The organism is Komagataeibacter europaeus (genome assembly GCF_002173515.1).
GTDB lineage: Bacteria > Pseudomonadota > Alphaproteobacteria > Acetobacterales > Acetobacteraceae > Komagataeibacter > Komagataeibacter europaeus.
On record NZ_CP021467.1, the window covers coordinates 3,009,233 to 3,021,945 of the forward strand.

The 12,713-nt window shown below is 64.9% G+C and carries 10 protein-coding genes; 6 read left to right on the top strand and 4 right to left on the bottom strand.

The features are described 5' to 3' along the window. Nucleotides 1–10 precede the first annotated feature (10 nt). On the bottom strand, nucleotides 11–1,939 hold the full coding sequence (locus tag S101446_RS13875; protein ID WP_087608605.1) for a transketolase-like TK C-terminal-containing protein: 1,929 nt from the start codon (nucleotides 1,937–1,939) through the stop codon (nucleotides 11–13). A gap of 135 nt (nucleotides 1,940–2,074) precedes the next feature. Between S101446_RS13875 and S101446_RS13880 the strand changes: the two genes are divergently transcribed. Together S101446_RS13880 and hemA are read left to right on the top strand one after the other, a co-directional pair. Continuing rightward, a complete protein-coding gene (locus S101446_RS13880; protein ID WP_010507124.1) occupies nucleotides 2,075–2,539 on the top strand; it encodes a hypothetical protein in 465 nt (154 codons plus the stop codon). 135 nt (nucleotides 2,540–2,674) lie between these two features. Continuing rightward, nucleotides 2,675–4,006, top strand: coding sequence for a 5-aminolevulinate synthase (hemA, locus tag S101446_RS13885; protein ID WP_373321354.1), 1,332 nt, complete (start codon nucleotides 2,675–2,677; stop codon nucleotides 4,004–4,006). Between the two features lie 69 nt (nucleotides 4,007–4,075). Here the strand turns inward: hemA and S101446_RS13890 are convergent, their stop codons facing one another. Continuing rightward, nucleotides 4,076–4,870 carry a DsbA family protein gene (locus tag S101446_RS13890; RefSeq protein ID WP_087608606.1) on the bottom strand — a complete coding sequence of 265 codons (795 nt, stop codon included), beginning with the start codon at nucleotides 4,868–4,870 and terminating at the stop codon, nucleotides 4,076–4,078. Between the two features lie 246 nt (nucleotides 4,871–5,116). Here S101446_RS13890 and S101446_RS13895 point away from each other — a divergent pair, with 246 nt between their 5' ends. From S101446_RS13895 to S101446_RS13905, 3 genes are all read left to right on the top strand, one after another. After that, nucleotides 5,117–6,538 carry a gamma-glutamyltransferase gene (locus S101446_RS13895; protein ID WP_087608607.1) on the top strand — a complete coding sequence of 474 codons (1,422 nt, stop codon included), beginning with the start codon at nucleotides 5,117–5,119 and terminating at the stop codon, nucleotides 6,536–6,538. Between the two features lie 177 nt (nucleotides 6,539–6,715). Further along, nucleotides 6,716–7,762, top strand: a complete 1,047-nt coding sequence (gene recA / locus S101446_RS13900; protein WP_010507117.1) for a recombinase RecA — start codon at nucleotides 6,716–6,718, stop codon at nucleotides 7,760–7,762. A gap of 123 nt (nucleotides 7,763–7,885) precedes the next feature. Then, a complete protein-coding gene (locus tag S101446_RS13905; RefSeq protein WP_087608608.1) occupies nucleotides 7,886–8,257 on the top strand; it encodes a hypothetical protein in 372 nt (123 codons plus the stop codon). Nucleotides 8,258–8,362: 105 nt separating this feature from the next. On the opposite strand, the gene S101446_RS13910 is transcribed toward S101446_RS13905, so the two are convergent. Beyond that, nucleotides 8,363–9,688, bottom strand: a complete 1,326-nt coding sequence (locus S101446_RS13910) for a glycerate kinase type-2 family protein (protein ID WP_087608609.1) — start codon at nucleotides 9,686–9,688, stop codon at nucleotides 8,363–8,365. A gap of 291 nt (nucleotides 9,689–9,979) precedes the next feature. Here S101446_RS13910 and coaA point away from each other — a divergent pair, with 291 nt between their 5' ends. Further along, on the top strand, nucleotides 9,980–10,957 hold the full coding sequence (coaA, locus tag S101446_RS13915) for a type I pantothenate kinase (protein WP_082267038.1): 978 nt from the start codon (nucleotides 9,980–9,982) through the stop codon (nucleotides 10,955–10,957). A 229-nt stretch (nucleotides 10,958–11,186) separates the two neighbouring features. Here the strand turns inward: coaA and aldA are convergent, their stop codons facing one another. Beyond that, nucleotides 11,187–12,635, bottom strand: coding sequence for an aldehyde dehydrogenase (gene aldA, locus S101446_RS13920; protein ID WP_010507111.1), 1,449 nt, complete (start codon nucleotides 12,633–12,635; stop codon nucleotides 11,187–11,189). Between the last annotated feature and the right edge of the window lie 78 nt (nucleotides 12,636–12,713).

The window sequence follows — 12,713 nt, forward strand, 5'->3', positions numbered from 1 at the left end:
GTCAGACATTTCACACACTGGCATCGACCGATGCCATCCCGGACGGCGCGCCGTTTCCTCCCGTGGTTTCAACCAGGGCGTCGGACGGGGGGCGGACCAGACGCAATGCGTCGCGGCAGATCCGTTCTGGCGTGATGTCGGCTGCGCTGTCCGGCTGGTCGGGGGTGGAAGGGGCCCCGAATCCATCAATGCCGACAAACAGCCCGTCCGTTCCAAGCCATCGTTCCCATCCAAACCCTGAAGCGGCCTCTATTCCGATCCGGGGTGCCGTTCCCAGCACGGCGGCACGATACGTCATTTTTTGCACGGCGAACAGTTCCCAGCACGGAAGGGAGACGACAGCCGCGGCAATTCCCGCCTCCCGCAGCAGTTTGCGCGCCGCCAGCGCCAGTATCGCCTCATGCCCCGTGGCGATCAGCGTGACCTGCCGCGTGCCTTCGGCTTCGGCCAGCACATACCCGCCCCGCGCGCACAGGTTGGTCAGCCCATGCTGTTCACGTTCGGGTGCCGTGGAAGTTGCCAGCGCAGGGGCCGATTCCAGCGTCAGCAGGCTTGGCCCGCTGGTCCGCCGCAATGCCAGTTCCATGCATTCCATGGTCTCGCGGTGGTCGGCGGGGCGGAAAACCGCGACATTGGGCATGGCGCGCAGGCTGGCCAGCTGTTCCACCGGCTGGCCGCCGCCCCCGTCGCCGCGTCGCAGGTCGTCATCGGTCAGCAGGTAGATCACCTGCAGGTCCGTCATGGCGGCATAGCGCAGGGCGGGGCGCATGCGGTCCACCGCGATGATGGTCGATGTGCCGAACGCCAGCAGCCCGTCATGCATGGCAATGCCATTGAGCAGTGCCGCCATGCCATGCACCTGCGTCCCGCATGACAGGTCCATTTCGCCGCTACTGCGGCGGCTGGCGGGCAGGTCGGCCAGCATGCCGCGGCGTGAACGCAGGCATGTCAGTTCGGGCAGGAGTTCATGCAGCGTCTCGAGCCCCCGCCGTGCCGCGAAGGTGGTGGAGACACGCGCGACCGCGCTGCCGTGTTCCCGCCATGACCGTTGCCAGTCGGGTTGCCAGAAGGCGGGACGCTGGTTGCGGGCCATGCGTTCGAATTCGGCTTTCTGCCGGTCTTTGAGCAGCCTGCGCAGCCACGAACGCCGCGCACTGGCCCCCCGGCGCGCGGCCCCCGCCCACAGGCCCGGATCATCGACGAAGGGCGGTGGCGGATCGGTTTCGGGCGCCGCGATACAGGCGATCAGGCAGGGCTTGTGCGTTCGCTGCGATGACGTGATGGCGGCCGCGATCTGTTCGGGACTGCCTGCGTTCACCTTCCTGACCGACCAGCCCGATGCGCTGTAGCGCGGCAGGATGGCGTCCACGGCTTCGCGCTCGCCTGACCACAGGCCGACGACCAGCGTGACGCGGTCCAGCCCCATCTGGCCCGCAAGTGCAGCACTTTCCAGCGCCACACCGGTGGAAAGTTCCGTCCAGCAGCCCAGCCCCCAGATACGGTGATTGACCAGCGAACGGCCAAACCGCGCCGCAAGGTGCTGTTCCGCCAGCGCCATGCCGATCGCGGCCCCCAGCCCCTGTCCGCTGGGGCCGCAGGCCTGCCGGTCATGGTGGGCGGCGGCATGTCCGTCCATGCGCGGCGGCAGCGGTGTCTGGCCCGACAGTTCGGCCATGATGCGCGGCAGGACACGATATCGTGGGGAGGAGACCACGAAGCGGTCCCGGTCCGGCCATTCGGGGCTGGCGGGGTCGAAGCGCAGGAAGCGACTCCACAACACCGCGCAGAAATCGGCCATGACCTGTGCATGCGGGGCGTAGCGGGGATCGGGCTCATGGGTGCCAATGGCATGGCGGATCGCCGTCGCCAGCCGCTGGGGCATGCCGGGGGCGGCATGCGGCGGCGCGAGGGGAAGCGTAATGGCTTGGTCTTCTGGCATCGGCATCGTCCATGGGGCGGGGTATGATCGGTCGGGGCCGCTTCTGCATGACTACTGCGCCGCGCGGATGGCGGCAACAATTGCGGTATTGTCCCACTATGCCACGGGTGGGGGATACTGTATCGGTAGGGGGTCATGTCCCGTCCGTATCCGCGCCCTGTCCGCCGTGCCGTCCTTGTCGCAGTCGCCTGCCTGCCGGTCATGGCCGGGTGCAAGCTGGTCAGCCAGAAGACATTCAATCGCCATGCGGGCGATCCGCCGAACCTGCCGCAGCACCCGCCGCCGCCGGTGCCCGGCATGGACCGCCCGGCACTGGTCACGATCGTGGCCGGAACACCCGATACGCAGTGGAGGCCCGCCGTCCGCGCCGCCGTGGCCGATGCCCTGTCGCGCAAGCCCAATGCGCTGTTCACCATTGTGGTCAGCGTGCCCGACCGGGCTGATGGCAGCGTGCCGGACATGCAGAAAGTGGTGGACGCCAATGGCCAGCCCGTGTTGCAGGCGGTGATGGATGCGGGGGCAGGGGGCAGCCAGACGGAAATGGATGCCCGCAGCGTGCCCGCGAACAGCGCAACCCAGGTCTGCATTTACGCGGAGTAGTACAATGCGGTTTTGCAATTCCCGCCTCCATCATGCCATAAAGAGTGGTCCGCTGGCGGTTAACCCCCGGCGATAGCGCCGCGTGAGGGGAACATCATCCCCCCGGCGCGGGTCACCCAACGCATGGTGACCATCATGAATGAAGACCCCGTGAACGATCCGGGGTGTGCATGGAGAAAAGCAGCAGTGTCCAGTAATCAAGTGGATGGGCATCCGTTCTTCCGGTTCTGCCGGACGGCGCTGGAGAATATCCGCGCGCAGGGTCGATACCGGCAGTTCACCCCACTGGCACGCCAGGCCGAACGTTATCCCCTGTATGACCAGCCGGAAACACAGGCCACTCCGTCAACGCCAGCCTGCCCGCAGGACCGGGAGGTCGTGGTCTGGTCCTCCAACGACTATCTGGGCATGGGTGTCGATCCCGTAGTGGTCGAAGCCGCGATCCAGGCCATACACGAACATGGCGCGGGCGCCGGCGGCACGCGCAACATCGCGGGCACCAGCCCGGTCCATACCGCGCTGGAAGCCGAAATGGCCGACCTGCATGGCAAGGAAGCGGGCCTCCTGTTCGTATCCGGCTATGTCTCCAACCAGGCGACCCTGCAGACGATCCTGAGCAGCATGCCCGGCTGGATCTGCTTTTCCGACCGGCTGAACCATGCCTCCATGATCGCGGGGATCAAGGGCGCGCGCGGTTCGACCACCGTCATTTACGAACATAATGACCTTGCCGACCTGGAAGCCAAGCTGGCCGCGGCACCCAGGGACGTGCCCAAGCTGATCGCGTTTGAAAGCGTGTATTCCATGGACGGCGACATTTCCGACATCGCCGGGACATGCGCGCTGGCGCGCAAGTATGGTGCCATCACCTATCTGGACGAAGTGCATGCCGTGGGCCTGTACGGGGATCAGGGCGGCGGCGTGTCCGAACGCGATGGCGTGGCCGACCAGGTGGACATTATCGAAGGCACGCTGGCCAAGGGGTTTGGCGTGCATGGCGGCTACATCACCGCGACCAGCGATATTGTCGAATATCTGCGCCTTTCGGCTTCGGGCTTCATCTTCACCACTGCGCTGCCGCCTGCGGTCGTGGCGGCGGCGCTGGCCAGCGTGCGGCTGGTGCGCAAGGATGGCTGGCGTCGCGAACGCATGTTCGAGCGCGTCAACACCTTCCGCGAAAAGCTGCGCAGGGCGGGCATTCCCTTCACCATGACGCCAAGCCACATCGTGCCGATCCCGGTGGGGGACGCCCAGCGCTGCCGTGAACTGAGCGACCGGCTGCTCAACGATTACGGGATCTACGCCACCCCCATCAACTATCCCACCGTGCCGCGTGGCACCGAACGCCTGCGCCTGACGCCGGGGCCGTTCCACACGGATGAGATGATGGACGAAATGGTGACGGCCCTGTCTCACCTGCTGCGCATCAACGACCTGGCCGCACAGCCTGTCGCCGCCATGGCCTGATCGTCATGGTCCGGGCCGTGGGTCCGCGCCCGGCATGGCCGTGGCGCGGGTTCCGGTCTGGCTGGCGGGTCAGCGGCTCTGTGCAATCGCCTTTTTCAGTTCGTCATAGCTGACGGCGCCCGGAATGATCTGGCGGGCATTGAAGACGAAGGTGGGCGTGCCATCCAGCCCGATGGCGCGGGCGAGTTCCATGTTCGCCTGCAGGATGCCCGTGACCTTCGGGCTGTTCATGTCACTGGCCAGTGTCGCGGCATTCAGCCCGGACTGGGTGGCCAGTGTGCGCATCCGGTCGGTTGTCGGGGTGACGGAATCATTCATGATGGCCGCCTGCATGCGGAAATAGGCCGCCTGCCCGCCCTGGACAAAGGCCGCCACCATTGCCTGTGACGCGATCAGGCTGTTCTGTCCCAGCACGGGAATGACCTTTTCCACGATCCGCAGGTCCCTGTCTTCCTTTGTCAGGCGATCAAGGTCGGGCAGCACCTTGCGGCAGTAGGGGCAGCGCGGGTCATAGAATTCCACAACCGTCGTATGTCCCGTTGCATTGCCCAGTATCGCATCACTGGCGGCAGGCGTCAGCAGGTCGGCGCGATGGCTTTCCAGCGCATTGCGGGCCGCGTTCTGCTGGGCGGCGCTGGCGTTGTTGCGCAGCGCCGTGATCGCGTCGGACAGGATGGTGGGATCGGTTTTCAGCGCGTTGCGCATGATTTCCACGATTTCCTGACGCTGTGCCGGGGTGAAGCCGCTGCTGTCGGCCGCATGTCCCGCACCGGGTGCGGCGGTGGCCACAGCCGTCATTGCCCCCGCGGCCAGCAGGGCGTTCAGCAGGCGCGGGCGGTACCGGCGGGGGGAAATGAATGTCACGGGTTTGCTCCGTTGTCATGTCGGGATAATGTGTCTGTAGATGATCGGGCACACGAAAGGAATGGGCGATGGTGGGGAACGGGGCAGGCTGCCTGTTGCCGACGGCCCGTAAGGCCGTTAAGTCGTGATGGGTCTGCCATGATCGCGCGGTCGTGCAACGATCCGTTCAATTCATCAAAGCCGACCTGCCCATTGGAGAAGCGCTGCGTGCCTGAGCATTCGATCCCCCCTGTCGCCCGTCGGTATATGCGTACGGCGCTTTCGGCTGTTCTGGCCATCTCGGTTGCCGGTTGCGCCGGGCACCGTTATTCGCCCATGCGGCTTGTGTCGCACATGTTCGGTCCGTCGCCCGGAGCGCTGATCGGCACGGTTTCGTCGGATGAACCGCAGGCAACGCTGGTCGGACGCGATATCCTGCAACGCGGCGGCAATGCGGCGGATGCGGCTACGGCCATGGGGCTGGCGCTGTCGGTCACGCTGCCTTCACGTGCATCGCTTGGTTCGGGCGGGGCGTGCCTTGCCTACCGTCCGGGTGACCAGAACGGGGGACGCGCCTTCATGTTCCTGCCCGTGGCGGGCACGGTGACAGCGCCCGACATGCCACATGCGGACCGTCCGGCCGCGGTCCCGATGCTGGCGCGCGGGCTGTACCTCATGCACCTGCAGTATGGATCGGCCGCGTTCTCGGAACTGGTGCCCGATGCGATCGCACTGGCGGCCAACGGCATCAATGTCAGCCGGCAGCTGGCCGGTGACCTTGCCGCGGTGCAGGTGCCGCTGCTGGCCGATCCGGGTATCCGCGCGGTATTCAGCCGTTCGGATGGCAAGGCGCTGGCGGAAGGGGATGCGCTGGTGCAGACCCATCTTTCCGGTGCGCTGGACCAGATCCGCAGCATGGGCGTGGGCGATCTGTATAATGGTGCGCTGGGGCAGTCCTTTGTCGCGGGCAGCCAGGGCGCGGGCGGCGGATTGCAGATGTCCGACATGCGCAGCGCCATTCCATCCGAACGCCTGCCGCTCAGCCTGAGCAGCGGGGAAACGCAGGTCGCCTTCCTGCCGCCACCGGCCGATGGTGGGCTGGGTAGCGCGATAGCGTTCCGGGCCGCGTCCTCGTCCGACGCGGCAACGCGCGCGCAGGCCAGTATCGCTGCGTGGCGGGCGCAGAACGGCAATCATGCCAGTGGCACGGGTGACGACATGACGGCCCGGGCGCAGGCCTTTGTCAATGGCGGCGGCGGCAGTGGCGGCGGGTTGCCCTCGCTTCCGGCTTCGACCTCGTTCACCGTGGTGGATCATTCGGGCATGGCCGTGGCGTGCAGCCTGAGCATGGACAACCTGTTTGGCACCGGGCGCATGGCGGGCAATACCGGTATCGTGCTGGGCGCGTCCCCCGCGCGCCTGCCGCTGCCGCTGTTCACGGCGGCCATCGCCAGCCAGGGCCGGGCCTTCCGCGCCGCGGCCGCCGGGTCGGGCCAGAATGACGCCGCCGCCGCCGTGGGGATCGCCATGCGCCAGATACTGGCGGGACAGACGCCCGACGCCCATCCGGTCACGGCCCAGGGCCGCATCAATGCCGTATCGTGCCCGCATGGCCTGCCGGGTGATGCCAGCACCTGCGCCGCCGCAACCGATCCGCGTGGTGCGGGGCTGGCCATGGGGCCGCGCTAGGCCGTGGATTCAGGTCCGCCGGGCATTATTATTCCCGGTGGAGGCGGATGGGGCCATTGTAAATGGTCCTGTTTTGTTCCATATTGACCTGCATGACCTGCCGCCTGTTTCCAACAGGTGGCGCAGGGCGGGATGCCCGTTCGGAATTCATCTTCTCAAGCATCAGGGTAGGCAACGATGGCACAGGCTCCGGGTATAGACAAAAGCAAGGCCCTGGAAGGGGCCTTGAGCCAGATCGAACGTGCGTTTGGCAAGGGTTCGATCATGCGCATGGGCGAACGCCCGACCGAGCAGGTGGACGTGATTTCCACCGGGTCGCTGGGTCTGGATATCGCCCTGGGAATTGGCGGCCTGCCGCGCGGCCGTATCATCGAGATCTATGGCCCCGAAAGCTCGGGCAAGACCACCATGGCGCTGCACGCCATTGCGGAAGCCCAGCGCAAGGGGGGCACCTGCGCCTTCATCGACGCCGAACACGCGCTTGACCCCGGTTATGCCCGCAAGCTGGGGGTGGATGTTGACAACCTGCTGATTAGCCAGCCCGACGCGGGTGAGCAGGCGCTTGAAATTGCCGACACGCTGGTGCGTTCCGGCGCGGTTGACGTGCTGGTGGTCGACAGTGTGGCCGCCCTCGTGCCGCGTGCGGAACTGGAAGGCGACATGGGCGACAGCCATGTGGGCCTGCATGCGCGCCTGATGAGCCAGGCGCTGCGCAAGCTGACGGGTTCCGTCTCGCGTTCCAACACCATGCTGATCTTCCTCAACCAGATCCGGCTCAAGATCGGCGTGATGTTCGGCAGCCCCGAAACCACCACGGGTGGCAATGCGCTGAAATTCTATGCATCCGTGCGCATGGACATCCGTCGTATCGGCTCGATCAAGGACAAGGACGAGGTCACGGGCAACCAGACGCGCGTAAAAGTGGTCAAGAACAAGATGGCGCCCCCCTTCCGTCAGGTCGAATTCGACATCATGTATGGCGAAGGGATCAGCAAGGTCGGTGAACTGATCGACCTTGGCGTAAAGGCGGGCATTGTTGAAAAGTCCGGCGCGTGGTTCTCCTGTGACAGCCAGCGCATCGGGCAGGGGCGTGAAAACGCCAAGCAGTTCCTGCGTGACCACCCTGAAATGGCCGCCGATATCGAACGCCGCGTGCGTGAGCAGGCGGGTGTCGTGGCGGAAGCCATGCTGGTCGGCCCCGATGAGGACGGCGCCGAGCATTGATCCCCTTGGCCTGCCCCGTTATGGCAGGCTATCGTTTCCCGACCGTGCGCGCCCATGGCATCGTACGGGACGGGAACTGGAAATGGGGGATTGGGGGCAGCCGGAATGAAACCGCGTCTTGCGATGATCGGATTGCTGGCCTGCCTTGCCGCCTGTAGCGGGGGGCAGGATGACAATAATGATCCGGCCGATGTGGATGAATCCCCGCCGCCGCTGGGCGCGCATGGCGGGGCGCGGCATGCCAGTCGCGCCCGTGATGACGCGCTGCGCCCGCTGTCGCGGCATCTGCCCGCGCCGCCTGACCCGACTGATGAAACCGCCACCGAAGCCTATCACACCCCGCCCGATGCGGCGGCGATGCAGATGATCTCGTCAGGGTATGATCCCAATCAGGCCGGGGACGATGATAACGGGGCCGGCAGCGATGACGGCAAGCATTTTGTCGTGCCCGATACCCAGGTCAGCTATGGCAAGCAGGGACAGGGCAGCCACTAAACCACAAGGGTTTCCGGCTGCCACCTTTGTTCAGAAAGGCGGCGTTTTCTGAAGCTTTTTGAAAAAAGCTTCACCGAAAACCTCTTCAGGTTTCTGAAATACCCTTCAGATGACCAGCACCGCCCGGATGTCGTTGACGTTGGTCAGGGTGGGGCCGGTCATGACCAGGTCGCCCGTCTGCTGGAACATGGTGTAGCTGTCATGCGCGCGCAGGCAGGCGCGCGGGTCACATCCCGGCGCGCGGGCGCGCGACAGGGTGGTGGGGGTGATGATCGCGCCCGCCGCATCCTCGGTCCCGTCAATGCCGTCACTATCCGCTGCAATGGCCCAGATTCCTTCATGTCCCTGCAGGGTATCGGCCATGGACAGCAGGAATTCGGTATTGCGTCCGCCGCGTCCCGGCGCGGGCTGGTCGGGGTGGATGGTCACCGTCGTCTCGCCCCCCGACAGCAGCACCGCAGGGCCTGCCACCGGCACGCCATGCTGGCGGGCGGACAGGGCGATGCCCGCCATGAACGTGCCCGCGTCCCGGCTTTCCCCTTCCAGTGCATCGCCAAGGATCAGCGGTGTCAGCCCCAGTTCACGCGCGGTACTGGCGGCGGCCTGCAACGCCATGAACGGCGTTGAAACAAGGGTATAGCGATTGCGTGGGGACAGCGTGCCGGCGACAGGCGGACGCATGAGCACGCGCTGCACCGCATCGGGCACGGCAATGCCGTAATGCGCGATGATGGCGCGGGCGTCGGCTGCGGTGGTGGGGTCGGCCACGGTCGGGCCGCTGGCGATGGTCAGCGGGTCATCGCCCGGCACATCGCTTATGGCCAGGGTCACCACGCGGGCGGCGCCAGCGGCGGCGGCCAGACCGCCACCCTTGATGGCCGACAGGTGGCGGCGCACCACGTTCATGTCGCGTATGCTCGCCCCTGAATGCAGCAGGGCACGGTTGACCGCGCGGATGTCATCCAGCGTCAGGCCCGCTGCCGGCAGTTCCAGCAGTGCCGAGCCCCCGCCCGAAATCAGGGCGATGACAAGATCATCCGGCCCCAGTCCCGTCACTTCAGCCATCATGGTACGCGCGGCGGCCTCGCTCCGGCTGTCCGGCACGGGGTGGCTGGCTTCCAGCACGCGGATGCGGCGCGTGGGGGCCATGTGCCCGTCGCGCGTCACCACGCATCCCGTCAGGTCCACATCGGGCCATGCCTGTTCCAGTGCGGCCGCCATGGATGCGGCGGCCTTGCCCGCGCCCACCACCACGCACTTTCCCTTTGGCCGCTGGGGCAGGTAGCGCGGCAGCACCACATCGGGCATGGCGCTGCGGATGGCGGCGTCCAGTATGCGTCGCAGGGCCGTGCGTGCGCGTTCGTCCGTCCAGTCCGTTCCCGTGGTGATGCGTGACGTGGCGGCAAATGGGTGGATGGTGGCGTCGTTCATTGCAGTGGTCCAGATTTTTCGTACAGGCATCGGTGCAGGCCGGGTCCGTGTCCTAACGCATGGTATGCGGGCGGGATGCATGCTGGCCCGGCACCCGGTCCATACCATCCGTGCAGGGACGGGCAGTGTGTCACAATTATCACGTCTGTATCAGGATGGGGGGAAAGCCGGGTCCGCAGGCCCCGCACACGCTAAATTGGGGAACTGGCATATGGATTGGCGGGGACGATGGTGATACGCGGCAGATGACCTGCCCCCACGCGCAGGCGTCACAACAGAAAGGACAAGGGCATGGAGAACTGTGTGCTGGACGCGCGTCCTGTTCCCTCCACGCAGCCACCCCACGGGATGGTGCAGCCTTATCTGGTCTTTCCCCGCCCGGAATGGGCGGCCCTGCGCGCGAATGTGCCCCAGTCGCTGGGGGAGGCGGATATCGCGGCCCTGCGTGGGCATAATGAGCCGGTCTCGCTGGAAGACATCACCGAGGTCTACCTGCCGCTTTCGCGCCTGCTCAACCTGCATGTCATGGCGACGCGCAGCATGAACAACATGGTCAAGAGCGCCTTTATCGGCGCGCCTGCCGTGACCACGCCGTTCGTGATCGGTATCGCGGGCAGCGTGGGCGTGGGCAAGAGCACGTTCGCGCGCCTGCTGCAGGCGGTGCTGTCGCGCTGGCCCGATCACCCGAACGTGGCGCTGGTCACGACCGATGGCTTCCTGCATTCCACGCGTGAACTGGAGCAGCGCAGGCTCATGCACCGCAAGGGCTTTCCCGAAAGCTATGACCTGCGGCAGATGATCGCCTTCCTCGCCGCGCTGAAGGCGGGGGAGCGTAACCTGAAGGTGCCGGTCTATTCGCATGAAGCCTATGACATCGTGCCTGATCGCTATCAGGTGATCGACCAGCCCGACATCCTGATATTCGAAGGGCTGAACGTGTTGCAGACCGTATCCGAACAGCCATTCATGGCATCCGATTTCTTCGATTTTTCCATCTACCTGGATGCGGATACGCAGGTGATCGAGGACTGGTACGTAAAACGCTTCCTGTCGCTTCAGCGCACGGCGTTCCGCAAGCCGACATCCTATTTCCATCACTGCGCCGACCTGACACCCGATGAGGCCACGCGCATGGCGCATGATATCTGGCGGCGCATCAATCTGCCCAACCTGCGGCAAAACATTCTGCCCACGCGCGAACGTGCCCGCGTGGTCATGCACAAAAGCGCCAGCCACGCGATCGATACGGTGTGGATGCGCCAGCTTTGAAAAAGCAGGACATTGATAAAAAACGGTAAAAGCTTTTGGGCGCCGTCTTTTTTCAAAAAGGCGGTGTTTTCCGAAGCTTTCTGAAAACGCTTTACCAAAGACTTTTCCATGGTTGGCGGGTGCCACAATCCTTATCAGCCGGGATGATGGCGACAGGCAGGGCATCGGGCAATAAAAAGGCGGCCCGGACTGCTCCGGACCGCCCGTGGCGCATAGTGCCCTGACCTTATTATGCGTTCAGGTAAACGGTCTTGGTATCGACATAGGCTTCCAGCCCGTACTGGCCGTCCTCCCCGCCGATGCCGCTATCGCCATAACCATGGTGGAAGCCCTGCGCGGCCTCGCCCCCTTCGCGATTGACATAGATCTCACCGAAGTTGAGTTCGTTGGTCATGCGCATGATCTTCTTCAGGTCCTGCGTGAACATGTAGGCGGACAGGCCATAACGCGAATTGTTGGCCTGCGCGATGGCGTCATCAAAGTCCTTTACGCGGATCAGTGACAGCACGGGGCCGAACACTTCATTGCGCACGATGTCCATGTCACCGTTCACGTTGGTCAGCAGCGTGGGTGCGTAGAAATTGCCCCTGTCATAGTCACCGCCCGTCAGGCGCCTGCCGCCCAGTTCGACCTTCGCCCCCTGTTCCACGGCCTTGCGGACCATGGCGTCGACCTTTTCCAGTTCCTGCGCGCTGATCTTCGGCCCCATATCGGTCTTTTCATCCAGCGGGTTGCCGGTTTTCAGGGCTTCGACCTTCGTGCGCAGGCGCTTGAGGAACGCGTCATAGACCGCCGTATGGACATAGGTGCGTTCATTGGCGGTGCAGACCTGGCCACAGTTCATGAAGCGCGCGGCGACGGCGGCATTCACGGCGGCGTCGATATCCGCGTCTTCCATCACGATGAACGGGGCCTTGCCACCCAGTTCCAGCCGGACTTCCTTCAGCCCTGCAGATGCGGCGGCCATGATCTTGCGGCCTGCGGGCGTGCTACCGGTCATGGTGATCAATTTGGTGATCGGGTTGGTCACCAGCGCGTTGCCCACCGTCGCGCCGCCGCCGGTCACGACATTGAATATCCCCTTGGGGAAACCGGCTTCGACCGACAGTTCCGCAAGCGCCAGGGTGGAAAGCGGCGTGAGTTCATGCGGCTTGATGACAAAGGTATTGCCCGCCGCCAGCGCCGGACCCATCTTGCGCGCGGTCAGGGCAAGGGGAAAGTTCCATGCCGAAATGCCGGCCACCACGCCGTGGGGGATCTTTTCGATCAGGATCTTCTCACCGGGGCGGCTGCCGGGAATGATGTTGCCTTCCAGGCGGCGTACGTTTTCAGCGGCGAAGCGGATCAGCTGGATGGCGAAATTGACCTCGATCCGGGCTTCCTTAAGCGGCTTGCCGTTTTCCGAGGTGATGATGCGCGCCAGCTTTTCCGCATCACGCCGGATCAGTTCGATCAGGCGGTACAGGTAATCCGCCCGGTCGGTGGCAACCAGCCGGCTCCATGCGGGAAAGGCGTCCTGTGCGGTACGCAGCGCGCGGTTGACATCGTCTTCACCCGCGACCGCCACATGGGCCAGTATGTCCCCGGTTGCGGGATTACGGATGGTATCGCGTTCGGTATTGTCAGCCTTGGACCATGCGCCACCAATGAACAGGTCATGGGTTTTCGGCTTGGTCATGGGGAATCTCCGTTTTCAGTCAGTTCTGTGGATTGTCGGCCCTGTGGCCGGACGCCGCGCGCGGCAACGCCACCCGCC

What these genes read in the sequence shown, in the direction of transcription:
- S101446_RS13910 (WP_087608609.1), bottom strand. Translation starts at nt 9,688, where the DNA reads ATGAACGACGCCACCATCCACCCATTTGCCGCCACGTCACGCATCACC.
- S101446_RS13875 (WP_087608605.1), bottom strand. Translation starts at nt 1,939, where the DNA reads ATGCCAGAAGACCAAGCCATTACGCTTCCCCTCGCGCCGCCGCATGCC.
- recA (WP_010507117.1), top strand. Translation starts at nt 6,716, where the DNA reads ATGGCACAGGCTCCGGGTATAGACAAAAGCAAGGCCCTGGAAGGGGCC.
- coaA (WP_082267038.1), top strand. Translation starts at nt 9,980, where the DNA reads ATGGAGAACTGTGTGCTGGACGCGCGTCCTGTTCCCTCCACGCAGCCA.
- hemA (WP_373321354.1), top strand. Translation starts at nt 2,675, where the DNA reads ATGAATGAAGACCCCGTGAACGATCCGGGGTGTGCATGGAGAAAAGCA.
- S101446_RS13895 (WP_087608607.1), top strand. Translation starts at nt 5,117, where the DNA reads ATGCGTACGGCGCTTTCGGCTGTTCTGGCCATCTCGGTTGCCGGTTGC.
- aldA (WP_010507111.1), bottom strand. Translation starts at nt 12,635, where the DNA reads ATGACCAAGCCGAAAACCCATGACCTGTTCATTGGTGGCGCATGGTCC.
- S101446_RS13880 (WP_010507124.1), top strand. Translation starts at nt 2,075, where the DNA reads ATGTCCCGTCCGTATCCGCGCCCTGTCCGCCGTGCCGTCCTTGTCGCA.
- S101446_RS13905 (WP_087608608.1), top strand. Translation starts at nt 7,886, where the DNA reads ATGATCGGATTGCTGGCCTGCCTTGCCGCCTGTAGCGGGGGGCAGGAT.